This window comes from Shewanella sp. BJSY2023SW005, assembly GCF_047314585.1.
GTDB classification, from domain to species: domain Bacteria; phylum Pseudomonadota; class Gammaproteobacteria; order Enterobacterales; family Shewanellaceae; genus Shewanella; species Shewanella algae.
This window is the reverse complement of the sequence record NZ_JBKORJ010000030.1, coordinates 73,222-96,198: the sequence shown is the minus strand read 5'-3', so window position 1 is coordinate 96,198 and position 22,977 is coordinate 73,222. Positions and strand designations below refer to the sequence as shown.

The window sequence follows — 22,977 nt, the reverse complement described above, 5'->3', positions numbered from 1 at the left end:
CAAAAAGCATTGGATGCTTGGTCAGGAGTGTGATTCGTGCCACGAAAAGGGGCTTGGGGTTTATGTTAAGTCGCGGCGGCCAATAAGGGAAGGTGCAAATAAGTCCTCGTGGCACTCTGGTTTACACAACAATTGGCATTCAAGGCATCTGACTGAAGGCATGCCGGGGCCTGTCGAAGTCGGATAACGCAGAAAGCCGGTTGCTGTGAAAGCCCCGAAGGGCGTGGCTTACAGGTCTGCCTGCTGTGTTGTGCTTCTTGCAAAGGACTAGGCCATTTGCTGCGAACCACGCCTTGCATCCAGGCCTGTAAACCGACGCAGAGCACACATGGGACTTGTTCGCACCTTCCTTAGCCAATCCCCCAGAGTCGTTTCTTTACATTACTGACAAACAAAAGCGGAAATGTGAATAGTGAGAATATTTTATTTCGCCCTGGATGACTTCCTGGCATAAGCTCACTACATTATCCACTCAGGACAGTATGCGCTTAAATTGATGGAGTTGAGTGCTGAATATGCGAGTTAATTTTCCACAATGGAACACCAGGGAGTTGCTGACTCAATCACTTCCCGGGCTGGCAGGATTGCTGCATTACCAAAAAGAATGGTTGCGGGATGATCTGCGTGCCGCCTTGTCGGTAACCGCGGTGGCCTTGCCTGTGGCCATCGCCTATGCCCAGCTTACCGGGGTCAGCGCCGTGGCCGGGCTTTATTCCTGTATTTTACCAATGTTGATTTATGCCTTGTTTGGTACATCGAGGCAACTGATAGTGGGTCCGGATGCCGCGACCTGTGCCGTGATAGCCGCTGTGGTGACGCCACTGGCCGCCGGAGATGCCAAGGTGCACTGGCAGTTGGTGATGACCATGACCCTGATGACGGGCATTTGGTGCCTGCTGGCCAGTCGCTTTCGGCTCGGGGTGCTTGCCGAGTTTCTCTCGCGGCCGATTTTGATGGGGCTGCTCAACGGGGTGGCGATAACCATTATCGTCGGCCAGTTCTCGAAGATTTTTGGCTTTAGCTTCGACTCCCGCTATTTGCTGGAACGCCTGGCAGGCGGCGCCGAGTATCTGTCGCGCACTCACTGGCCAACATTGGGCATGAGTCTGGCCACCTTGCTGGTGTTCCTGCTGGTCAAGCGTCTGCGGCCGCAACTTCCTGCCTCCATGGTGGCGATTGCGGTGGCAGGATTATTGGTATGGCTGTTTGATTTGCAGCAGTATCAACTGGCGGTGGTCGGTACTATCGAAGGCGGTCTGCCGGAGTTTCAGGCACCGGTATTTGATTTGGGGCTCAGCCGTGAACTGGTGATGCCGGCGCTGAACCTTGCCATGGTGAGCTTTGTTTCCATGATGCTGACGGCGCGCAGCTTTGCCGCCAAAAACGGCTACGATATAGATCCTGATAAAGAGTTTCGCGCGCTTGGATTTGCCAATATCGCCTCGGCGCTGTCTCAGGGGTTTGCCATCAGCGGCGCCGATTCGCGCACCGCGGTCAATGATGCCAATGGCGGCAAGTCGCAGTTGGTTTCTGTGATAGCGGCGCTGCTGATAGCCCTGGTGGCCCTGTTCCTGACTGCGCCGCTGCAATATATCCCTTCGGCGGCGCTCGGGGTGGTGCTGGTTATCGCATCGCTCTCTTTGATTGATATCAAGGGGATCTGGAAGCTGAGAAAGCGTGACAACGGCGCCTTTACCCTGGCGTTGATCACCCTGTTGGCCGTGCTCTTTATCGGGGTGATCCCGGGGATCACCCTGGCAGTGCTGCTGGGCTTGTTCCAATTTATCCGGGTAGTGATGAAACCCTCGGAGCAGCTGCTCGGTGTCGATCGCAAAGGGGTGCTGCGCAGTATCGACCGCAGTGACAAGGCCACGGCGATCCCGGGGATCATGATCTACCGTTTCAACTCACCCTTGACCTATTTCAACGCAGGTTATTTCAAACGCCAGCTGCTGGCCAGGTTAAAAGAGCAGCCCGAGCCGGTGGACTGTGTGATAGTCGATGCGGTGGCCTGTTTCAGTCATCTGGATATCAGTGTGATGGCCATGATTGCCGATTTGGCGCACCTGTTGAAGCGCCGCGGTGTCAGCCTGGTACTGGCGGGCCGTAAACGTCAACTGCTCAGCTGGTGTGAAGCCAGTGGCATAGATGTGGCGGAGGATGGTTTGATCATCAGGCCTGATTTGGCCTTGGCGGTGCGTATGCATCAAAACTACAAACAAGCGGTCGCTGAGGGCCAGGCCCCCGAAGTGCGGCGTTTGGCCGGCGATGATACCAGCGCCCCCAGACCGTCACACCTGTAAAACCTGGCGGGCTCCCGATAGCACGCAAACGCCTGCCAAGATTGCTCGGCAGGCGCTAAAGTGGCTGTTGCTCGCCGCTTTCCAGCCACAGTGGCTTGGGTTTCATGGCGCGGATAAACCAGGGGTGCTCGAGCCAGGCCTGCAGCCATTGAGTCAGACAGGGCAGGGGGGCTGCATTGAACCTGGCTCTATCCACATGGGCAAATTGGCGCACAAAAGGGAAAATGGCGAGGTCTGCCGCGCTCATTCGCCCGAGCAACATGGCTTGCTCTTGCTGCCCTTGAGCCTCAGCCAGTCTCTGCTCCAGTGGCAGCAAGTACTCGAGCGCTTGTTCGAAATAGCTTTGCTGGCTGAACTCAGGATAACGGTCAAAGTATTTGTATCTGTCCAGCAAAGGCTTGAATGCCCTGTCATTGGTTGCAATCAGGGCTGAGATAAGGTTTTCTTCCTCAGGATTTTGCGGCAGCAATGAGTGGGGATCGGTTTGCGTCAATGCCCAGAAGAGGATATCCAGACTCTCGTCAAGCACCCTTCCACCGGCGAGTTGCATCACAGGCACTGTGCCCTTCGGCGACAGGGCCAGCATCTCCTGCGGCTTATTTTTCAGCAGAATTTCCCGCACCACAACAGACTGGTCGGCGGCAATCAAGCCCAGTCTGGCGCGCATGGCATAGGGGCAGCGGCGAAAGCTGTACAGCATAGTTTGACTGCTTACTTGAGTCACAAGATTCCCTTGGCATTTCAATAAAACAGCCATTGTAGGAATGACTCGGGTGACAGGCAAGGTCGCCTGCCCAAAGACGTGTATAGGATTAAGTCGTTACGATACGGCTACTTGATTCAGAAATCGCCTAATAACCCTACTTTTTCTGTCTATTTGCGCTACTGTGATTGGGGTAGAATGGCGCCCCCATTTTGGGAGGCCGATCACCTAAGGAAGGTTCCAGAAGGTGAGGCTGTTATGCACTGGAAATTAGGTTCCAGCCAGCAGAAGTTGAGGTAATGATGTCCAAAATAGTTGTATGCGCTTTATATAAGTTTGTTTCCCTGCCGGATTATGAGGCTTTGCGTCAGCCGTTGCTCGAGACCATGGAAGACAATGGTATTCGCGGCACCTTGCTGCTGGCTGCCGAAGGCATTAATGGCACAGTGGCCGGCTCGGAAAGCGGCATCAATACCCTGATGGCCTGGTTGGATGCCCAGAATGGCCTGGATAATATCGTCTCCAAGCGCTCATTTGATGATGAGATGCCGTTTTACCGCACCAAGGTCAAACTCAAGAAAGAGATAGTCACCATGGGGGTGGAAGGCATAGATCCCAGAGAAGTGGTCGGCACTTATGTCAAACCCCAAGACTGGAATGCGCTGATCTCCGATCCCGATGTGCTGCTGGTTGATACCCGCAACGACTATGAAGTGCAAATTGGTACCTTCAAGAATGCCGTCAATCCCGAGACCGAGACTTTCCGAGAGTTCCCCGAATATGTGAAGCAGCAGCTGGATCCGGCCAAGCACAAGAAGGTAGCCATGTTTTGCACCGGCGGGATCCGTTGTGAAAAGTCCACAGCTTACCTTAAGCAACAAGGCTTTGATGAGGTGTATCACCTTGAAGGTGGGATCCTCAAATATCTGGAAGAAGTGCCCGAAGAGCAGAGTCTGTGGCAGGGAGAATGCTTTGTCTTCGACAACCGGGTTTCAGTGGATCACCAGTTGCAAAAAGGCCAGTACGATCAATGTAATGCCTGCCGGATGCCGATAACCGAGGCCGATATGCAGAGCCCGGCCTATGAGCAGGGTGTCAGCTGTCCCCATTGCATAGATAAGCTGGATGAAAAGCAGCGCCGGCGATTTATCGAGCGTGAGCGGCAGATGCAACTGGCCAAGCGCCGCGGTGAGGCTCACATAGGCGCCGATGTCAAAGAAGTGATCCATAAGCGCCGTGAGCAAAAACAGCGTCAGAAAGAGCAGGCCAAGCAAACCTCTTGATAGCGGTAAGAAATCTAATCATCCAAGGAGCCCACAGGCTCCTTTTTTCTTATTCGTTCTTTCCTTAGTTCAGGGTCCTGGTTATCCCTGTCACTATGGTTTTTCGATAACCGGAACAAAAAGCAGCTTTCTCCCCATCCAATCCCCATTCAGGTTTCTTGGCCAAAAAGCCAGCTTTTCCTTTGATTTGTGTCGTTTAAACGCAGAGCTTCACATAACTGCAATCTTGATTAATCAAATCTGTCATCTGGATCCCTGACAATCAGGCCGCTTTATTTTTAATAGCGAACAATTTACTTCAACCCAATACGGATGATGAAAGTGATGAAAAATAGATTAGCTGCGTTGATCTCTTGCAGCCTGGTAACCATGGCGGCCAACAGCGCCGTGTTACCCAGTGTTCAAACTGACAGCCATTGGTATAAGGAAAGCGCCCAGCGGGTGTCAGACAAGGCTACATTAGAATCAAAAGCAAAAGCCAAAAACGTCATTTTGTTTGTCGGTGACGGTATGGGGATCTCCACCTTGACTGCTGCGCGTATCTACCAAGGGCAGCAGATGGCCGGTAACCAGGGTGGTGAAGAGAATTTCCTGAGTTTTGAGAAATTTGACCATACCGCATTGATCAAGACCTATAACACCAACCAGCAAACACCGGACAGTGCAGGCACCATGACGGCCATTGCAACCGGGGTAAAGTCCAAAGCGGGGGTGATTTCGGTATCCGAACAGAGCCTTCGTGGCAACTGCCTGTCATCCAAAGGCAATGAGCTGGTGACTCTGGTGGATCTGGCCAATGCCAAAGGCTTATCTACCGGTGTGGTGAGTACTGCACGTATCACCCACGCCACTCCGGCAGCAACCTATGCCAATAGCCCGGAGCGTGACTGGGAATCTGACGCCAACCTGCCTGCCGAGGCGGTAGCCAACGAGTGTAAAGATATCGCCTACCAGATGGTGATGCGCGATAAAGACAATGCCCTGTCAGTCGCCTTGGGCGGCGGTCGCCGCGCCTTTATCCCTGAAACAGTGACTGATGGCGAGAACAAGAAAGGGCAGCGTAAGGATGGCCTGGACTTGACCAAGGCTTGGGTCGACAACCTGGACAACGCCGCCTATGTATGGAACAGCGCAGAGTTTGATGCCATAGATGCCGGCACTACAGATCACCTGCTGGGCTTGTTCAACTCCTCCCACATGGAATATGAAGCGGACCGCGCCGATGATGTGGGCGGCGAACCTTCATTGACCCAGATGACTGCAAAATCTCTCGAGATTTTGCAGAAGAACGACAAGGGCTATCTGCTGATTGTCGAGTCGGGTCGTATCGACCATGGTCACCACGCCGGTAACGCCAAACGCGCCCTGGCCGATGCGGTGGAACTCTCCAACGCCGTTAAGGCGGCGGTCGAAAACACCAACCCGGAAGAGACGCTCATTCTGGTCACCGCCGACCACAGCCATGTGTTCACCATCGCAGGTTATCCGAAGCGGGGTAACCCCATTCTTGGTCTGGTGCACGGCGTAGATGGAAACCTTTCTACTGCCCTCGATGGTAAGCCATACACCACCTTGGGTTACACCAATGGCCCGGGCGCAGTTGTGGGGAACCGTGACGACCTGACCTCAGTGGACACTCAAGACAAAGACTTTATGCAACAAGCTCTTATTCCTATGGGAAGTGAAACCCACGCCGGTGAAGACATCAGTTTGCATGCCACAGGCCCCGGCGCCAATCTGGTGCAGGGTGTAATGGAGCAGAACGTGATTTTCCACATTATCAATCAAGCCCAAGAGCTTGGCGGTACTAAGTATTAATTGGGAGCAAGGAAATGAATAAGAAATTACTGGTACTGTCTTTGGCCGCGATTCTCGGTTTGGCGGCCTGTGGAAGTGACGGTGACAACGGCAAGGACGGCACCGCAGGTACCCCGGGCACGGATGGAAGCAACGGCAGTGACGGAAAAGACTGGACCGCCGTTAATCAATGGTATGTCGATGGTCAAAACCGCGTCACCAAGGCGTCCAATATGAGCAATAACACCCAGGCGGGGGCGGCGAAAAACATCATCTTGTTTGTCGGCGATGGCATGGGCGTTTCAACTGTGACGGCGGCGCGGATCCTCGATGGTCAACTCAAGGGGCAAACCGGAGAGGAAAACTCACTCTCCTTTGAGACTCTGCCTTATCTTGGCCTGGCCAAGACATATAACGTTGATGGTCAAACCCCGGATTCGGCCGGCACCATGACGGCCATGGTCACCGGGGTGAAGACGGACGTTGGCGTGATCTCACAGGCTGAAGGTGTCGAGCGCGGTGTCTGCTCCTCCGCCAGCGGTCAAAACCTGGTGACTTCGCTGGAGCTAGCCGCCATGGCGGGTATGGCTACCGGTGTGGTTTCAACTGCACGTATCACTCACGCTACCCCGGCGGCCACTTATGCCCATGTACCGGATCGCGACTGGGAAGCGGACAGCAACTTGCCGGCCGAAGCCGTCACCAACGGCTGTAAAGACATTGCTGCCCAGATGCTGGACTTCAATAACGGCAAAGGGATCAATGTGGTTATGGGCGGTGGTCGCCGCGCGTTTATTCCCAACACTACTATCGAGCCTGAAGGCAAAGCGGGTAAGCGTAACGATGGTCGCGATCTGACCGCCGAGTGGTTGTCCCAGTACCCCAACGCCAGTTACGTTACCGACCGTGACAGCTTCCTGGCGATGGATACCGGCACCACAGAGCATGCGCTGGGGCTGTTTAACTCCTCTCACATGGAATATGACTACGACAGAGTCGAGACCGGTGTTACCGGCGAGCCTTCTCTGGCAGAGATGACGGCCAAGAGTATCGATATTCTGAAAAAGAACGACAAAGGCTTTGTCCTGATAGTTGAAGCCGGTCGTATCGACCATGCTCACCATGCCGGTAATGCGGCCCGTGCCCTGCACGACACCATAGCCTTGTCTGAGGCGGTACGTGTCGCCATGGAGAAGACTTCGGCCAATGACACCTTGCTGATGGTTACCGCCGACCACAGCCATGTGTTCACCATCGCCGGCTATCCGACCCGAGGTAATCCTATCCTGGGCCTGGTGAAGAGTAACGATGCCAACGGTCAGCCGTCGGTCACCAACTCTACCGATGCCAACGGCATGCCTTATACCACGGTTGGTTATGCCAATGGCCTGGGCTTTGGCTCGCTGGCGACCGGTGGCGATGAGCGTTACAACTATGCCGCCGAGCCTGGTCGGGTGGATCTGAATTACATAGACACCCAGAGTGTGGGGTTCCATCAGGAGGCATTGGTGCCGCTGGAAAGTGAAACCCATGCCGGTGAAGATGTGGCCATCTTCGCTCGCGGCCCGGGTGCCAGCCTGGTCCAGGGTACGGTTGAGCAGAACCACATCTTCCATGTGATGAACTTTGCCGGTGATTTGGTCAATAAGGCCGAGGCCGCCGCGGCGCAATAAGGTTTAGCGTTTCGCAGCCTGATGCCCCTGCCTGCCCCTAGTTTCAGGCAGGGTGTCAGGCTGCTTCTTTGGTTTTAGAGTAATATCAGTAGGTTTATTATGTCTCGCGTAACATTCAAGCCAGCGTTCCCCCTTTTTTCCCGCGTAGCGCTTCATATCGCTCCTCGTATAGCTCTTTGCACAGCTCATTGCACAGCCCCTCGCGTTCTTGGTCGCCCACTCACGCTGTCACTCGCTCTGGGGATCACAGCTTCGCTGGGGCAGTTTGCCATGGCCAATACTTTGTCTGTCAGCAACCAGCCTGGCAGCCAAGAGCACGCCCATGTCAAAGCGGGCGGCTCAATTGGCGATAATGCTAATGTTTGTGCCGCCAACCCCGGTCGTTTTCAAGCCAGCTATCAGATCACTGTTGGCAGCGGTGAGCAGGCCAGGCAGCAGCAACTGACCCTGACGCGCTTTGACGATACCATCATCTATCAGCGCAGCCCTGTCAGCTATGAGGCTTGGCATAAAAATGGCGAGTATGTGCGTTATTTCCCCCAGGAGAAACGCTCTATCAGCTATCGCCGCGGCGATCTCTTGGCGCTGAATATTCACACCGATCTCGATAGGCAGTTCCACCTGATATCGCCTGCTGCCTTGAGTCAATTTGAAAAGGGCCAAAGCCTGCAGGATAGCTGCTTCACCCGTCAGAGCTATTCCTTTAATAGCAAGGGTCATGAAGAAAACCATAGTCACGCGAACAAAAGTGCCACCGAGCCGCAGTCTTTGCAACTGAGCTGGATAAGCGAGCTGGAACTGCCGGCCGAGATGACTATCACTCAAGGTGAGCAGCGTATTGTTTATCGGCTCAGCAAACTGACGCCTGTGAGCCAGGAGAGTTTCAAGCGGCTTACCTCAGGTTTCCAGGACCTCGACTTTGCCGATGTGGGCGACAGTGAGTCAGACCCTTTTATTGCCAAGATGATCACCCAGGGCTTTATTCAACATGGCAGCTCAGGCTTCTACTCGGCAGATGGTCAGCAGCTTGAAGGCGGGCATCACAGCCACTGACATCACAGCCACTGACATCACAGCCACTGACATCACAGCCACTGATTAACCCCAGTTACCGATATAACAAGGGCCTAGTCACAGGACGTCAGTTGTCGGCATAACTTATCTGCAGCTCAAAACCCAACTGGGCGAGCTGCTTTTGCTCCCGCTGCAGGTCTTTGGCAAACAGGTTGATGCGTTGACGCGGCTCGGGCAGGCTTATCTGCATCCCTGTTGCCGTGGGTTTTACCCGGGTGATTTTCAAGCTGCGGGCGATACGGCCGAGATTCAGCAACACGGCGAGCCGCAGCAGCGCCATTAAACGGATTAGGCGTAATTTCTGAGCGGGCTCCAGTTGTGCCAGCGCCTCCAGGTTGGGTTTCTTGCGCTGGTTGCCAATCAGCAGTGCCAGCAGCTGTTGCTGCTCTTGACTGAAACCGGGCAGATCGCTATTGGCTATGATGTAGGCGCCGTGTTTGTGGTGAGCGCGGGAATTGATATGGATCCCTATCTCATGCAGTTTCACCGCATGTTCCAGCAGGGAGCGCCAGGGCTCGAGCTGCCAACAGTCGGCCACGGCATCAAACAGCTGTTTGGCGGAAGTGGCCACCTTGGCGGCATGGTTCAAGTCCACATGATAGAGTTTGGCCATGCTCTCGACAGTGCGGCCGCTGACATCACCGAATTGGCTGATCCCGGCAAGTTCGTATAGTACGCCTTCGCGCAGAGCCCCTTGCGCAAACTGCAACTCGGTGACCGGCAGCCTCTTGAAGAAGCTGATCAGGATAGCCAGCCCCGCCGGTAGCAAAGGTGCACGTTTGCTGTCCACCTGCGGCAGTTCAATCTGATCCACATGCCCCCAGTCCAGCAACTGCTGTTTCAACTGCTTGAGCCTGGGCAGAGTGATGGTTTCATCGTTGAAGAAGTGCTGCATCGCTTCGCAGATGGCCTTGACACTCCCTGAGCTGCCAAGAGTGAGATCCCACTGGCCACTGAAATACTCCTTGGCCAGTGAGGCAAACTGTTTATCGGCTGCTGCCTGGGCGGCGCGAAAGTTCTCCAGCGTCAGCTTGCCGTCGACAAAGTATTTCTGGTTGTAACTGACACAGCCACAGCGCAGGCTGGAGAGTATCTGCGCCTGAGTCTTGTGGCCAAGCACCACTTCGGTGGAGCCTCCGCCGATATCTATGATGAGGTTGCGCTCTGCCAGCTCCTGGCTGTGGGCTATGCCCTTGTAGATAAGGCGCGCCTCTTCATGGCCGGATACCACTTCGACCGGGTAGGGCATAATGGCCCTGGCAGCCTCGATAAAGGCCTCACGGTTACGGGCGACTCTCAGAGTGTGGGTGGCCACCAGTCTGACTCTGGCCTGATCCAGAGTGGAAAACCTGAGGTTGAAATCCTTGAGGCAGGCGAGACCGCGCGCTATGGCGTCATTATCCAGCCTGTTGTCCTGATCCAGCCCCTCGGCCAACTGTACCAGACGTTTCTCTTTATGCAGGATCTGAATGCTGCCATCCTGCTCGCGGGCTATCACTAGATGAAAGCTGTTGGAGCCCATATCCACAGCGACAAAATGCTTGGGTGTTGCAGTCAAGGTGGTCCTCATTTTGCTATTGCGTCGGTTCCTGGGGCTTGGCCAGATCCAGTTGCCGCTGTTTTTCGTAGTTGCCCAGATACTGATGTATGGCTATCTGGGATCTTACCTTACGCTTGTTGCCCCGCTTACGGTAGGGGTTGGATTGATCTTTGTTGATCACCCGCGCCTTGATGTTGTCGGTAAATTGCAGCGCCAGGGTATCGAGGATCATCTGCTTCAAGCCAGGATCATATACCGGGGTGCTGACTTCAATACGGTTATCGATATTACGCCCCATCCAGTCGGCGGAGCAGAGAAAGAGTTTGTTTTCACCGCCTGAGTGGAACAGCATCACTCGCGAGTGCTCGAGGAATCTGTCCACTATGCTGAAGACCTCAATATTGTTGCTGATCCCGGGAATATCGGGAATAAGCGCGCACATACCGCGAATAAGCAGACGGATTTTGACGCCGGCGCTGGAAGCTTCATACAGCTTTTGGATCATCGCCTCATCCACCAGATTATTGAGCTTGAGGGTGATGGCGGCCTTGATGCCGCTTTGGGCATTGATGATCTCCTGCTCGATAAGGCCGGTCAGCTTCTGGCGCGCATCATAGGGGGAAACTATCAGATGCTGGAAGTTATCCCGTCTGTAAGGGTGCTCAATCAACTCAAATACCTGCTCTATTTCGGCGGCAATTTCCTGATTGGCGGTAAACAGCGAAAGGTCGGTGTACACCCTGGCCGTGCCCTCGTTGAAGTTACCCGAGCCAATGTGGCCATAGAGGCGCATTGCACCGGCTTCCTCGCGGCCGATAAGGCACATCTTGGCATGGACCTTCAAGCTTGGGATCCCATGGTGTACCTTGACGCCGGCCTCGGCCAGCACCCGGCTCCACTCGATATTGGCCTGCTCATCGAAACGGGCCCTGAGTTCAATCACAGTGGTGACCTGTTTGCCGTTTTTCACCGCATCTATCAGCGACTGGATGATATGGGACTTTCTCGCCACCCGATAGAGGCTGATTTTGATGAACTTGACGGCAGGATCATAGGCCGCCTGGCGCACCAGCTCGGTAAAGTGGGAAAACTTGTGATAGGGGTAATAAAGCATGATATCGCCGCGGCGAATGGCGTCAAACTTGTTGGCACAGACACTGAATCCGGCTGAGTCCAGTGCCGGAAGCTTGTCGTTTTCCAGGTATTTGCGTCCCGGATTGGGAAAGCCGATAAAGTCCTTGAAACTGTGGTAACGGCCGCCGGGTATCAGGCACTCGGTATTGGAGATATTCAGCTGCGCCGTGAGCATACTCAGCATATGCTCCGGCATCTCTTTATCATACACCAGACGCACAGGCTCGGCGGTGAGGCGCTTTTTCAGGCCCTTGGTGAGCTTTTCCAGTTGGCTCTGTTCCAACTCATCGGTGAGATCGAAGTCGGCATCGCGGGTCAGCTTCATGGAGAAGACTTCAATCTCTTCATATTCGAAGAAAGGGGCGAATAGCTCATCGACACAGTGCCTTATTATGTTATCTAGCAAGATCAAATGCTTGCGGCGCTTCGAGGTTTCTGCCGGCAGTTGGATGAAACGCGGTACATTCTTGGTGGGCACTTCCACCAGGGCGTACTGACGCTTTTCCCGGCTGTAGAGGCACACCGCCAGATAAGTGGTGTCATCGTTGAGTTGTTTGAACAGCTCGGAGCGGTTGCTGAGGATAAGCGGCGTGATGTGGCGCTTGAGCTGATCCTTGAAGTGTTTCTTCAGCCACTGGCTATGAAAATCGCTCAGCTGTTTCTCATTGATGAGAAAGATGCTGTGTCTTGCCAGTTCCCGCATTAACTCGCCGTAAATGGCGTCGAAACGCTCTTGCAGTATCAATACCTTGGTCTGGATCTTGGCCATCAAATGGCGGCTGGAGTTGCGACCTTCCTGCAGGCTGGATAACAGAATCGAGCGGCGCACCGCAGCAACCCTGACCCGGAAGAACTCATCCATATTGTTGGAGAATATGCCCAGAAAGCGAACCCGTTCCACCAGTGGAACCAGAGGGTCGGCTGCTTCCTGCAAGACTCTTTCATTGAAAGACAGCCAGGAAAGCTCCTTATCCAGAGAAAATTTTTCGACGGACGGTGACACGGCAAAGACTCCTCGTGAGCAGACGCCGGACATAGAGAAAGCCCGGCAGATATACAATAACACTCCGATATCCGCTTGTAATCAGAGAATAAAGGCGGGCGCAGTTTCTTGGTTTTACGCTATTTCGGCCCGGCTCAGGTTTGCATTCGGGGCTGCGCCGGCGCTAAGGAAGGTGCGAACAAGCCCCATGTGTGCTCTGCGTCGGCTTATAGACCTGGATGCAAGGCGCGGTTTGCAGCAAATGGCCTTAACCCTTTGTCCTTTGCAAGAACGCAAGAGCGCAAGAAGCATTCCCTAAAGGTAGAGCGAATTTATGTCGAAAGAATGACAATGCCCCCACTTTGGTCAAAGAGAGCGATATTGGCGATTGGGCTTTCTGCCCGGCTTATGCTATGTTGCGCTCTTTTTTCTCGGCCGGTTTCCTGGCCGGGAGCGGGCGCTGAGGCTTTGTCTTCAAAGCAAAAAGCGGCGCCCGGGCCACTTCGAGCCAGCGAAAGCAGGAGGACGGAATGTTTGCAGGTTTTGACTATGGCAGTGCCAACTGCGCCATTGGCGTGATGGAGGAGGGCCAGACCCGGCTCTTGCCTCTGGCCGAGGATGGCAACTATATGCCGTCGACCATTTATGCCATGGAGCGGGAACTCATTTCCGAATCTGTGCTGCAGCGCTTGCCGTTGGCGGCCCAGGCTGATTTCAAACCCAAACGCGCCGCCGAGCTGAGTCGCGCCCGAACGGCGCGCCTGGAGCTGGATTTGCTTGCCAACGAGCAAGCGGTATTCATCGGCAATCAGGCGATTGAAACCTATATGGAGATGCCGGAAGAGGGCTTCTATGTTCGCTCGCCCAAGTCCTTCCTCGGTGCTTCGGGCCTGCTCAGCAATCAGATGGCGCTGTTTGAAGATATCGTCACCCTGATGATGCAGGAAATTCATACCCGGGCGCAGCAGAGCCTGAAACAGGCTATTTCCCAGGTGGTGATAGGGCGACCGGTTAACTTTCAGGGCATTGGCGGCGAGCAGAGCAACAAGCAAGCCGAGGCCATTTTGACTCTGGGGGCCCGGCGCGCCGGGTTCACCGATGTGGCTTTTCTGTATGAGCCTATGGCGGCTGCCCTTGAGTTTGAGTCGACACTCACCCGGGAGCAGCGGGTGCTGGTGGTGGATATTGGCGGCGGTACCAGTGACTGCTCCTTTGTGTGCATGGGGCCTGAGCTTAAGGACAAGAAAGATCGCAGTGACGACTGCCTGGGCCACAGTGGTCAAAGGGTAGGGGGCAACGATCTGGATATCGCCTTGGCGATGGCCGGTTTTATGCCGCACTTGGGGCTCGGCAGCGCGCTGAGCACAGGCAAGCCTATGCCAAGGCAACCCTTCTGGAACGCGGTCGCCGTCAACGATGTCAGTGCCCAGCGGGAATTCTCTGCCTTGAGTAGTCGCAAGCTGATTGAAGAGCTGCTGCGGGATGCCAAAGAGCAGGCGAAACTTGCGCGCTTATTGAAGATGCAAAAAGATCAGCTGGGTTATCGTTTGGTGCGTAGTGCAGAGCAGCTTAAAATCGCCCTGAGCGACAGTAAGCAAGCCGCTATGGATATAGGTTTTGTCGAAGCGCCCAAACCGCAGCCCTTGACTGTGAATGTCGATGCCGCCACCTTTGTGGCCGCCATCGATGAATCGCTCGAAACGGTGCACAAGCTTATCACCCAGGCTTTGACGGAAGGGGGATGTCAGCCGGATGTCATTTATCTCACAGGTGGCAGTGCCAAGAGCCCGTATATTACCGAGCAGATCCGCGCGCGTTTCCCGGATGTGGCTTTAGTCAGTGGCGATCACTTCGGCTCAGTGGTGGCCGGCTTGACCCGCTGGGCCGAGCGCCTGTACCGTTAAATTGCACTTTAATTGAAAGAGGACTCTTCATGGCACTGAAAAAAACGCCACTCTTGGCCACCTTAGTCGTGACTGCGGCAACAGGCTTGCTCGCCGGGTGCGGCGATGATGTGGGCAAGGTCAGCCTGGGCGTATTTACCACCAAAGATGTGATCATAGATGCCAAGACAGATCCCAAACTGCCCGGTGTTACCTGTCATATCAGTCGCATAGAGGCCAATCTGGATTTTGCCGACCCATCGGATATGAGTATCAGCTGTCGCCAGACAGGACCGATAACCAAGGCGCAACTGGCCAGTATCGAACTGGGGAAGAAGGGCGAGATAGTGTTTACCGAGTCCTTGAGCATCTTGTTCAAGAGCCTCAAGGTGAGACGTATCTATGACAGTGAACACCAGACACTCCTGTATCTGTCCTATTCCACCAAAGAAACCAACGGCAGCCACAAGCACGCTCTGTCCACTGTGCCGCTGTGGGGAACCGATGCCTATGAGCCAAGGCCCCAGGCGGTAAACTGATAGGTCAAGATATAAAAAAGAAAAGCCTCGAAATCGAGGCTTTTTTGGGGTTGCTACTGGATTAGAACTTGTAATTCACACCCAGGGTGATGCGCTGACTAGTGAAACATCTTTTCTTTATATCAAGCACCTGAGTTTTTCCTGAACGGGATTAAAATAAGGGAACTTTCCGATAGGAACGGGCTCTTTAATAAGGCATGATGTGAGGGTTGCCGGTGTGTTTAATACCGGATGTGTCGTTTTTAACTCCGGGTTACCGGCTTTGCCCCAAGTGAGCAGGAAGCGCTCTTGAGACAGCTGGAGAGAACCGGCGTGAAGTTAAGGGAAGAACATGTCATTTAATCAATCTGTGAGTAGAGGCAAGAGCGAAGCGGCCCAAGAGGGAACACTGACATCCAATAACCGGGTCAGTAAAAAAGACATACGGATAAGCGCTGCACGCAGGCGAATAGAGGATATTCGTGAGCAGATGGCCTTATCCCGTGAATTGGGCGTAGGAGTGTCGGCAGATGAGCTGGACTTTGACTGACGCTAACAGCGATAAGCTTAAAAAGCCCGCATTCAAGCGGGCTTTTTGCTGATTAAGCCTGCATTGCGGCGTGATAACGTTCGAAGGCTCGCTCGAGGTCGGCAATCAAATCGTCCGGATCTTCCAAACCTATATGCAGTCTCACCAGGGGCTTGCTGCTGTCCCACTGGGTTGCCGTGCGCAATTTCTCTATACCGGATATCGCCAGAATAAGGCTCTCGAAGCCACCCCATGAAAATCCCATCTTGAAGTGCTCCATCCCTTCGACGAAGGCGGTCATCGCCTGGCGGTTACCCTCTTTGAGCACAAAGGAAAACAAGCCGTTGGCGGCGCTGAAGTCACGCTGGAAAAACTCGTGACCCGGGCAACTGGCAAACGCCGGGTGACGCAGGTGATCCACTTCCGGGCGCTGCGCCAGGAAATTGGCCACTTTGAGAGCATTTTTTTCATGTTGCGCCATTCTTACCCCCAGGGTTCTCAGCCCCCTGGCCGCCAGAAAGATATCGTCTGCAGAGGTGCATTGGCCCATGAGATAGCTGTTCTCCCTCAGGGTATCCCAGTGTGCTTCATTGGCGGTCGCCGTACCCAGCATCACATCCGAGTGACCCACTATGTACTTGGTGGCGGCCTGAATCGAGATATCGACGCCCATCTCAAACGGGCGACAATTGATGGGGGAGGCCCAGGTGTTGTCCAGCATGGTGACCAATTGATGCTCATGCGCGATACGGCACAGGGTCGGCACATCCTGGACTTCCATGGTGATGGAGCCGGGAGATTCCAGAAACAGCACTTTGGTATTGGGGCGGATAAGCTCGCGGATACCGGTGCCAATCAAGGGGTCATAGTAACTGGTTTCAATCCCCAGCCCCTTGAGCAGCTTGTCGCACAGATCCCGGGTGGGCTCGTAGACACTGTCTACCATCAGCAAGTGATCACCGGCCTTCAGAAAAGACAGCAGGGCGCCACTGATGGCCGCAGAGCCTGAAGGGTAGAGCGCAGTGCCAACACCACCTTCGAGTTCGGCAATGGCCGCCTGAAAGGCAAAGTGAGTCGGGGTGCCGCGGCGGCCATAGAACATCTCCCCTTTGGCGCGATTGGCCGTGGCGTGGCGCATCTGTTCCATGCTGTCAAATACAACGGTTGATGCTCGAAACACGGGAGGATTGATCACTCCCTTGCTCCACTTTTTGTCCCGGCCGAGTGAGACCAGCTTGGTGGCTTTCTTCATGGATGCAACTCTTGTTTGTGATAGCGGGGCGGGCGCCCCTTTGAGGCATATTAACATTGAATCTTGTCATTGCCAGTGCGGCGGGCTTGAGACTTGTTCAAGTTGTCCGCGGCTTAAAGCAGCGGCAGGCTGACCCGAATTTCGACACCTGAGCCGTCGCTCAGGTTGCTGGCACTGATATGGCCGCCATGGAAGGCGGTGATAAGCCTGGCGATATAAAGTCCCAGTCCCAGATGAGGTTTGGACTGCATCGTTTGTGGCCGCACTGAGACCATGGACTCGAAGATCTGCTCGGTCATGTTTTCCGGCAACAGTGGCCCTTGGTTTTCCACCCTGAGCAGTGCCTGTTTGCCCTGCACCTTGAGGCTGATGCGGATATCGGTATCGCCTTTGCTGAACTCAATGGCGTTGGTGACCAGCTTATCCATCAGCTGGGCGATATATTCAGGCACGCCGCGCATGGTCAAAGGTTCATCCGGCAACACCAGCACGAAACCTTGTTCCTTGTAAGTCATCTGATACCCGGCGACGCAGCCTGCCACTACCTTGGTCAGCGGGAATTCATCTATCTCGGCCTGGGACAGGGACTCCTCGAGCCGGGTGGCTTCGCTCATGTTGGCGAGGATCAGCCACAAGCGGTTGACCCCTTCCTGGGCGCGGTCGACGTACTTGGCCGTGTCTTTATCCAGTTGCTGCAGACTCAAGTGCTCCAATGAGCTGCGCACCACGGCCACCGGGGTTCTCAATTCGTGGGATAGCCGCGAGGACATGTTTTCCAGATAGTGGGTATATTGCCCCAATCGGTTGACGATATTGGCAAAACTGCGCGACAGATCGCCAATTTCATCGCGCACTTTTGAAGGAGGAATGGTGTCGCGAACCCGCCCCTGGCTGTCGATGGCGCGTTCAGCCTGATCCCTGAGTTTGCGAATGCGGCTGGAGATCCCGGAGGCAAACACAAACAGTGCCAGGGTTCCCATGGCCATCACGGTCAGGATCACATTGAACAGCTTCTCCAGTGCCCGGTTACGCAGGGTACGGATACCATGGGTGGTTTCCTCGGCAACCACGGCGCCCATCACCTTATCGTCAATCCAGATGGGGCTGGCCGCCGCCAACACCACCGCCTTGTTATCCGGTGTCAGGCGCCAGGTGGAGGCCATCTGGCCATTCAACGCCCGGCGAATATGGCTGCCGCCGAGTTCGGTCGAGTCCTGCAGTGAGTCGATAAAATCCATAGGCGGCTTGGTCAGCACTGTGTAGTAGATGGGGTGTAGATAGTCGTGTTCCAGTTTGCCAAAGAAGCTTTCCGGTTGCCGCTCCTCCTCGACCGAGCGGGTCCAGACACTGGAATCGGCGCGAATATCGCCCGACTTGGCCAGCACCCGGCCATGGACATCCACCACCCAGATCCGCGAGCTGTTATGCCCCATACCTTTGATAATACTTTCAATTTCCGGTGATGGTACCAGAACCGTCCCCAGCTTGTCGGCGCGGTCAGTGGCCGAGGTACCAACTATGGCTTCCAGCCTGCGGCTCTTTTTGTCGTTGACATCATGAATGGCGAAACTGAGTTTACTGCCCACCATCTCCAGCGGCATTCTGAGTTCAATATTGTAACCCTTATCGGTTTTCAACCACTGGCCCTGAATGCGGACCTCTGGTGTCACCGGGGCACTGAGCGCTGGATTTTCAGGCAACTCGAAGGCGCTGAGCCAGCCATCGTGCTTGTTGGCTATGGTGTAGCGGCGAAAACGGCCATCCGGGGCCAGGGTGGCGATAGCCAGATAGTCGTTGCGATCCACACTCAGGCTGTTGCGGCCGCGGTAAATCACCTTTGGATCCGTTACCTCGAAAAAGCCGTAAAGGTAGCCGCCATATTTACCGACCATATGGGTAAAGCTCAGCGTTGACTGGCTGTCACTCAAGCGCATCAGGGTGTGTTCTTCGCCATAGGTCATGGCGCGATGGCGGTAAGCTTCCCAATCATTGAGGCGGCCATCCAGCTGAATGGGGCCGTTGAGCGGGTAGGCGTAGAGATCGCGGCCCTTTTCCACTTGATTGAGGAAACTGGCCTGGCTGTCGAACAGCCTGGGTCTTTCATGCAGCGCCGTAGCCAGGGCCTGAGTGGTTCCTTCCAGGGTTTTCTCCTGGCCGTGACGCAGATATTTCTCCATCTCCCACACATACTGATAGCCAAGCCAGGGCAGGCACAGCAAAAACAGCGACAGTACCAGAGTCTTGGTTCTGAGGCCTATTGGCGGGTGATAGGAGGGAAACTTCAAGATTCGGGATCCCAGCGATAACCCATGCCATAGACGGTATCTATACAGTCAAAGGCCGGATCGGCGGCGATAAACTTGCGCCTGATCCGCTTTACATGGGAGGTAATGGTGCTGTCATCGACATAAATCTTGGCTTCTTGCATCAATTCGGTGCGGCTGCGCACATGGCCGGGATGTTTGGCCAGGGCGTACACCATCCAGAATTCGGTCACTGTCAATTCAATCGGCTGCTGTTGCCAATATACCTGAATTCGGTTGGCATCTATGGTGAGGGCGCCGCGCTCCATCAGAGTGTCGGCCGGAGCGCTGCTGCCGGCGAGTTCGCAGCGGCGAAACAGCGCCGCCAACCGCGCCAGTAAATGGGGAAAACTGACATCTTTGCTCAGGTAGTCATCGGCACCCAGACGCAGGCCACAAACCGTATCGAAGTCGCTGTCTCTGGCGGTGAGAAAAATAATCGGCAGGGTGCCCGACATCGCCCGCAGCGACTGGCACAAGGTAAAGCCACCATCGATTTCATGCTCCAGACCTATGTCAATAATGGCCAAATCCGGTAAGCGGGTGTTGAAGGCCTGCATGGCCTCGGGGCGGTTGGCGTAAGTCTGCACAGAGTAACCCTGTGATTGCAGCACATCTTTGTAGTTTTCTCTTATTGCAGCTTCATCTTCCACTATGGCAATGCGTTTCATCTGCCTCTTGTTCCTGCCGAGCCGTGAATAGCCGTGACTATACAGGATTTTAGCCGTGAAAAAAGCGATCGCTTCCAATTGCCATTTTGTTGCCACAATTGATAGCCAAAGTGCCATTTTTGCTCCCCAGACTTGCCATTTCAATGGGGTTTAATCATCTCAACGACGAGGAACGCTGCCAACTGGGCAGCAGGCTCTACAAGACAAAAGGAATCGAGATGATGAAAAAGACCCCCATAGCCTCCCTGATCATGGCATCACTGTTGCTGACTTCTTCTCTGGCGCACGCCGACAGCCAGCCAAACTTACCGACTCAGGAGAGAGACCACAACGAAGAGTTGGTTGGCTTTGGCACAGGCGCACTGCTGGGCGCCGTGGTTGGGGGACCTGTGGGGGCGGTTATCGGCGCCTTCACCGGCGGCATAGTGGGTAAGTCTGTGGGCGATGACGAGCAGCTCAAGAGTCAGCAGCAACAGCTGGCCGAGCAAACCGAACAACTGGCGAGTCTCAGTGAGAAGCAGCGAGCGCTGAAGGAGTTATCGTTGCAATACGCCGATGCCCAGAGTCGCCTCAATGCGCTTTCCCGCGACCGAGCTGACCAGCTCGAAGAGTTAATCGTGGGTATGAATGTGCAGTTTCGTACCGGCACCGCCGAAATCGAACCCCACTTTGCCCGCCAGCTGGACGATTTGGCCTATGCCATGAGCCTGTCGCCTGAGCTGATGTTGGATCTGACCGGTTATGCCGATCGCCGTGGTAATTCTGATTACAACCAGACGCTGTCCGAGCAGCGAGTTGAGGCGGTGAAAAGTTATTTGGTTAGCCAAGGCGTTGCCGAAGAGCGTTTGCAAACCCAGGCTTTTGGCGCCAGTTCTCCCCTCAGTGCCAAACAGAGCCGCGAGAGCGACTTCTTTGACCGTCGGGTCACGCTGAAATTGCAGACTCAGGGAGCTGCTCTGGCAGCCAATCAACAAAGCGGTAATTGAGAGGGAGCGGCAAAATGAATATGGATATTCCTCGGCAGGAAAACGAGCAGTTTCAGAGAATGCCCGCCGCCAGTCACAGCGATTCTGATACTTATTTATGCAGGGCCGTCAACGCCCTGCAATTTTCAGGCTTTGCCCTGCTGGCACTGCTGGTGTTCAATCTGGTGAGCTCGGTTGAAGCCTGGGCCGAGAATGGCCCCCAACTTGCCGAAGAGCCTGCAAGTGCCCAGGCTCAGGAAGGTACCCTTCAACTGATTGATAACCCGCAGTGGCCAGGTGCCGGGGTGCTCGCCTTCGGCGACACCCAGGCCCCGGCACTGGCAACCGAAGTCAGCATGAGCATCAGTGGCTGGAGTAACAGAGTCAGCGTCACCCAGTCATTCACCAATGATAGCCAGGAGTGGATCCACGGCCGTTACCTGTTCCCGCTGCCCAATGAGGCGGCGGTGGACAGCATGCAGCTGAGAATAGGTGAGCGGATCATCGAGGGGGTTATTCAACCAAAGGAAGAGGCCAAGCGCACTTTTGAGCAGGCCAAGGCTCAGGGCAAGCGCGCCAGTTTACTGAGTCAGGAGCGGCCCAACCTGTTCACCACTCAGGTGGCTAATTTGGCCCCGGGGGAAACCCTTAAAGTCAGCTTCAGCTACCAGCAAGCATTGGATTACCGTGATGGTCAGTTCAGCCTGCGCTTTCCCATGACCCACACGCCCCGTTATCTGCCTCAAAGCATGCTGCAAAGCTTCAAGGGCGTGGAAGAGGCGGCGCGGTTGTTGAGCCCTGTGATTGAAGCCGCGGGCCTTGAAAAGATGTTCACCGGCGCTGATAGCGAAAGCTCTGAGCCTATAAGCACCCAAGCGCAAAGCGGTGGCCAGGAGAATCGTCTCAGTTTGGATATTATCCTGGATGCTGGTTTTCCCTTGCTGTCGCTGGAATCCCCTTATCATGCTATTTCTCAACAAACCCTGAGTGATGGCCGTATTCGGGTGCAGCTGCAACAAGACAATACCAAGGCCGACAGCGACTTTGTGTTGCAATGGCAAGCGGATCCGGGCGCCAAGCCCGCAGCGGCGCTGTTCAGCCAGCAAGGCCAGACCCATACCCCAGCACCTTCTTTAGCGCAGGCCGAAGGCCAAGCTGCCAGGGATGAATACAGTCTATTGATGTTGATGCCTCCACAGAGCAAAGAGGTGGCCAAGCCCTTGCCCAGGGAGCTTATTCTGGTGATAGATACTTCGGGCTCCATGGGGGGAGATGCAATAGTTCAGGCCAAACAGGCATTGCTGTATGCCTTGAGCAGTCTCAAATCGGAGGACAGTTTCAATGTTGTTGAATTCAATTCTGCAGTGCAGACCATGGCGGCCAACTCTTTGCCGGCGACGGCCCACAATATAGGTCGGGCACAGCAGTTTATTCGTGCCCTGGAAGCCAACGGTGGTACCGAGATGGCCAAGGCGCTTGAGTTGGCATTGAACAATGATTTTGCCGCTCAAAATAAAGTCGGCACGCAAGGTGAGATTAAGGCGCTCAGGCAAGTGATTTTCATGACGGATGGCGCCGTAGGCAATGAACAGGCGCTATTTGAACTGATTAAAGACAGGCTCGGCGAAAACCGCCTGTTTACCGTAGGCATAGGCAGTGCCCCCAACTCCCACTTTATGCAGCGCGCCGCAGAGCTGGGGCGTGGCAGCTTTACCTATATTGGCAAGATGCAGGAGGTGGAGCAAAAGGTGGTTGCCTTGCTGGAAAAAATCTCCGCTCCCAGGATCACAGATGTGTCGCTGCGCTACCCTGACGGCACAGTGCCGGATTACTGGCCGGCACAAATTCCGGATCTCTATCAGGGTGAGCCGGTATTGGTGAGCATCAAACAGCGTAGCAATGCCCACAAGGCAGTTATCGTATCCGGTCTTATCGATGGCCAATTCTGGCAGCAGGAGCTGGCGCTCAATGCCAAGGCTGATCCCAAAGGGCTGGATCTCATCTGGGCCAGAAAACAGATAGCCGCGCTGGAGCTGGCCAAAGATGCTGCCAACAGTGAACGCATTGAACGCCAGATCACAGCGCTGTCGCTGAAGTACCACTTGGTCAGTCCGTACACCAGCCTGGTGGCAGTGGATGTCACCCCGGTCAATCCGGACGCCGCGGCGACCCGGGAAGGGCAAGTGGCCAGTCATGCGCCCAAGGGCTGGCAGGGTAAGTTGCCGCAGACCGCCACCGATAGCCGGCTGATGTTGCTGCTGGGGTTGGCAAGTTTGCTGGCGGCGCTGATGCTGGCGGCTTTCCCCAGGGCCTTTGGCCGTCGTGCTTGTGAGGAGGCGGGGCGATGAGCCAGGCTGAGCAGGCCCT

General features: G+C 54.9%; 16 protein-coding genes. 10 read left to right on the top strand and 6 right to left on the bottom strand.

The window, feature by feature from the left end; genetic code table 11:
* Positions 1–515 precede the first annotated feature (515 nt).
* The gene (locus tag ACMHXI_RS09875; RefSeq protein WP_107352205.1) at positions 516–2,303 is read left to right on the top strand and encodes a SulP family inorganic anion transporter; all 1,788 of its coding nucleotides are present in this window, start codon (positions 516–518) and stop codon (positions 2,301–2,303) included.
* A 55-nt stretch (positions 2,304–2,358) separates the two neighbouring features.
* On the opposite strand, the gene ACMHXI_RS09870 is transcribed toward ACMHXI_RS09875, so the two are convergent.
* Positions 2,359–3,003: a glutathione S-transferase gene (locus tag ACMHXI_RS09870; protein WP_144165608.1), complete on the bottom strand. Its 645-nt coding sequence runs from the start codon at positions 3,001–3,003 to the stop codon at positions 2,359–2,361.
* Between the two features lie 305 nt (positions 3,004–3,308).
* Here ACMHXI_RS09870 and ACMHXI_RS09865 point away from each other — a divergent pair, with 305 nt between their 5' ends.
* The 4 genes from ACMHXI_RS09865 to ACMHXI_RS09850 all read left to right on the top strand — a co-directional run bounded on the left by ACMHXI_RS09865 (position 3,309) and on the right by ACMHXI_RS09850 (position 8,812).
* Positions 3,309–4,289, top strand: coding sequence for a rhodanese-related sulfurtransferase (locus ACMHXI_RS09865; RefSeq protein ID WP_025009513.1), 981 nt, complete (start codon positions 3,309–3,311; stop codon positions 4,287–4,289).
* Positions 4,290–4,604: 315 nt separating this feature from the next.
* Positions 4,605–6,107 carry an alkaline phosphatase gene (locus tag ACMHXI_RS09860; RefSeq protein WP_221052038.1) on the top strand — a complete coding sequence of 501 codons (1,503 nt, stop codon included), beginning with the start codon at positions 4,605–4,607 and terminating at the stop codon, positions 6,105–6,107.
* Positions 6,108–6,121: 14 nt separating this feature from the next.
* Positions 6,122–7,759: an alkaline phosphatase gene (locus ACMHXI_RS09855; protein ID WP_413734795.1), complete on the top strand. Its 1,638-nt coding sequence runs from the start codon at positions 6,122–6,124 to the stop codon at positions 7,757–7,759.
* Between the two features lie 270 nt (positions 7,760–8,029).
* Positions 8,030–8,812, top strand: a complete 783-nt coding sequence (locus ACMHXI_RS09850; RefSeq protein WP_221051337.1) for a hypothetical protein — start codon at positions 8,030–8,032, stop codon at positions 8,810–8,812.
* 88 nt (positions 8,813–8,900) lie between these two features.
* Here ACMHXI_RS09850 and ppx read toward each other — a convergent pair whose 3' ends face one another.
* Complete coding sequence (gene ppx, locus ACMHXI_RS09845; RefSeq protein WP_259663066.1) at positions 8,901–10,391, bottom strand: exopolyphosphatase; 1,491 nt, start codon at positions 10,389–10,391, stop codon at positions 8,901–8,903.
* A 16-nt stretch (positions 10,392–10,407) separates the two neighbouring features.
* Positions 10,408–12,543 carry a polyphosphate kinase 1 gene (gene ppk1, locus ACMHXI_RS09840; protein WP_174840002.1) on the bottom strand — a complete coding sequence of 712 codons (2,136 nt, stop codon included), beginning with the start codon at positions 12,541–12,543 and terminating at the stop codon, positions 10,408–10,410.
* 476 nt (positions 12,544–13,019) lie between these two features.
* On the opposite strand from ppk1, the gene yegD reads away from it, so the two are divergent.
* The 3 genes from yegD (at position 13,020) to ACMHXI_RS09825 (ending at position 15,440) form a co-directional block, all read left to right on the top strand.
* Complete coding sequence (gene yegD / locus ACMHXI_RS09835; protein WP_413734792.1) at positions 13,020–14,393, top strand: molecular chaperone; 1,374 nt, start codon at positions 13,020–13,022, stop codon at positions 14,391–14,393.
* Between the two features lie 29 nt (positions 14,394–14,422).
* Positions 14,423–14,911, top strand: a complete 489-nt coding sequence (locus ACMHXI_RS09830; RefSeq protein WP_051541651.1) for a CreA family protein — start codon at positions 14,423–14,425, stop codon at positions 14,909–14,911.
* A 331-nt stretch (positions 14,912–15,242) separates the two neighbouring features.
* Positions 15,243–15,440: a PA3496 family putative envelope integrity protein gene (locus tag ACMHXI_RS09825; protein WP_025009524.1), complete on the top strand. Its 198-nt coding sequence runs from the start codon at positions 15,243–15,245 to the stop codon at positions 15,438–15,440.
* A gap of 52 nt (positions 15,441–15,492) precedes the next feature.
* Here ACMHXI_RS09825 and ACMHXI_RS09820 read toward each other — a convergent pair whose 3' ends face one another.
* From ACMHXI_RS09820 to pdsR, 3 genes are all read right to left on the bottom strand, one after another.
* Entirely contained in the window at positions 15,493–16,671 is a 1,179-nt protein-coding gene (locus ACMHXI_RS09820) for a cystathionine beta-lyase (RefSeq protein ID WP_144216359.1), read from the bottom strand.
* A 113-nt stretch (positions 16,672–16,784) separates the two neighbouring features.
* Positions 16,785–18,956: a proteobacterial dedicated sortase system histidine kinase gene (gene pdsS / locus ACMHXI_RS09815; protein ID WP_144164933.1), complete on the bottom strand. Its 2,172-nt coding sequence runs from the start codon at positions 18,954–18,956 to the stop codon at positions 16,785–16,787.
* On the bottom strand, positions 18,953–19,645 hold the full coding sequence (gene pdsR / locus ACMHXI_RS09810) for a proteobacterial dedicated sortase system response regulator (protein WP_025009526.1): 693 nt from the start codon (positions 19,643–19,645) through the stop codon (positions 18,953–18,955). Before pdsR ends, pdsS begins: the two co-directional genes overlap by 4 nt.
* Positions 19,646–19,863: 218 nt before the next feature.
* On the opposite strand from pdsR, the gene pdsO reads away from it, so the two are divergent.
* Both pdsO and ACMHXI_RS09800 read left to right on the top strand, forming a co-directional pair.
* On the top strand, positions 19,864–20,631 hold the full coding sequence (pdsO, locus tag ACMHXI_RS09805; RefSeq protein WP_096141672.1) for a sortase-associated OmpA-like protein PdsO: 768 nt from the start codon (positions 19,864–19,866) through the stop codon (positions 20,629–20,631).
* Positions 20,632–20,645: 14 nt separating this feature from the next.
* Positions 20,646–22,958, top strand: a complete 2,313-nt coding sequence (locus tag ACMHXI_RS09800; protein WP_208184702.1) for a marine proteobacterial sortase target protein — start codon at positions 20,646–20,648, stop codon at positions 22,956–22,958.
* Positions 22,959–22,977: the final 19 nt, after the last annotated feature.

Excerpts from the sequence above, each read along its gene's own strand:
- pdsR (WP_025009526.1), bottom strand. The coding sequence starts at position 19,645 with ATGAAACGCATTGCCATAGTGGAAGATGAAGCTGCAATAAGAGAAAAC.
- ACMHXI_RS09865 (WP_025009513.1), top strand. The coding sequence starts at position 3,309 with ATGTCCAAAATAGTTGTATGCGCTTTATATAAGTTTGTTTCCCTGCCG.
- ACMHXI_RS09870 (WP_144165608.1), bottom strand. The coding sequence starts at position 3,003 with ATGCTGTACAGCTTTCGCCGCTGCCCCTATGCCATGCGCGCCAGACTG.
- ACMHXI_RS09850 (WP_221051337.1), top strand. The coding sequence starts at position 8,030 with ATGGCCAATACTTTGTCTGTCAGCAACCAGCCTGGCAGCCAAGAGCAC.
- ACMHXI_RS09855 (WP_413734795.1), top strand. The coding sequence starts at position 6,122 with ATGAATAAGAAATTACTGGTACTGTCTTTGGCCGCGATTCTCGGTTTG.
- yegD (WP_413734792.1), top strand. The coding sequence starts at position 13,020 with ATGTTTGCAGGTTTTGACTATGGCAGTGCCAACTGCGCCATTGGCGTG.
- ACMHXI_RS09820 (WP_144216359.1), bottom strand. The coding sequence starts at position 16,671 with ATGAAGAAAGCCACCAAGCTGGTCTCACTCGGCCGGGACAAAAAGTGG.
- pdsO (WP_096141672.1), top strand. The coding sequence starts at position 19,864 with ATGATGAAAAAGACCCCCATAGCCTCCCTGATCATGGCATCACTGTTG.
- ppk1 (WP_174840002.1), bottom strand. The coding sequence starts at position 12,543 with ATGTCCGGCGTCTGCTCACGAGGAGTCTTTGCCGTGTCACCGTCCGTC.
- ACMHXI_RS09825 (WP_025009524.1), top strand. The coding sequence starts at position 15,243 with ATGTCATTTAATCAATCTGTGAGTAGAGGCAAGAGCGAAGCGGCCCAA.
- ACMHXI_RS09875 (WP_107352205.1), top strand. The coding sequence starts at position 516 with ATGCGAGTTAATTTTCCACAATGGAACACCAGGGAGTTGCTGACTCAA.
- ACMHXI_RS09860 (WP_221052038.1), top strand. The coding sequence starts at position 4,605 with ATGAAAGTGATGAAAAATAGATTAGCTGCGTTGATCTCTTGCAGCCTG.
- ACMHXI_RS09830 (WP_051541651.1), top strand. The coding sequence starts at position 14,423 with ATGGCACTGAAAAAAACGCCACTCTTGGCCACCTTAGTCGTGACTGCG.
- ACMHXI_RS09800 (WP_208184702.1), top strand. The coding sequence starts at position 20,646 with ATGAATATGGATATTCCTCGGCAGGAAAACGAGCAGTTTCAGAGAATG.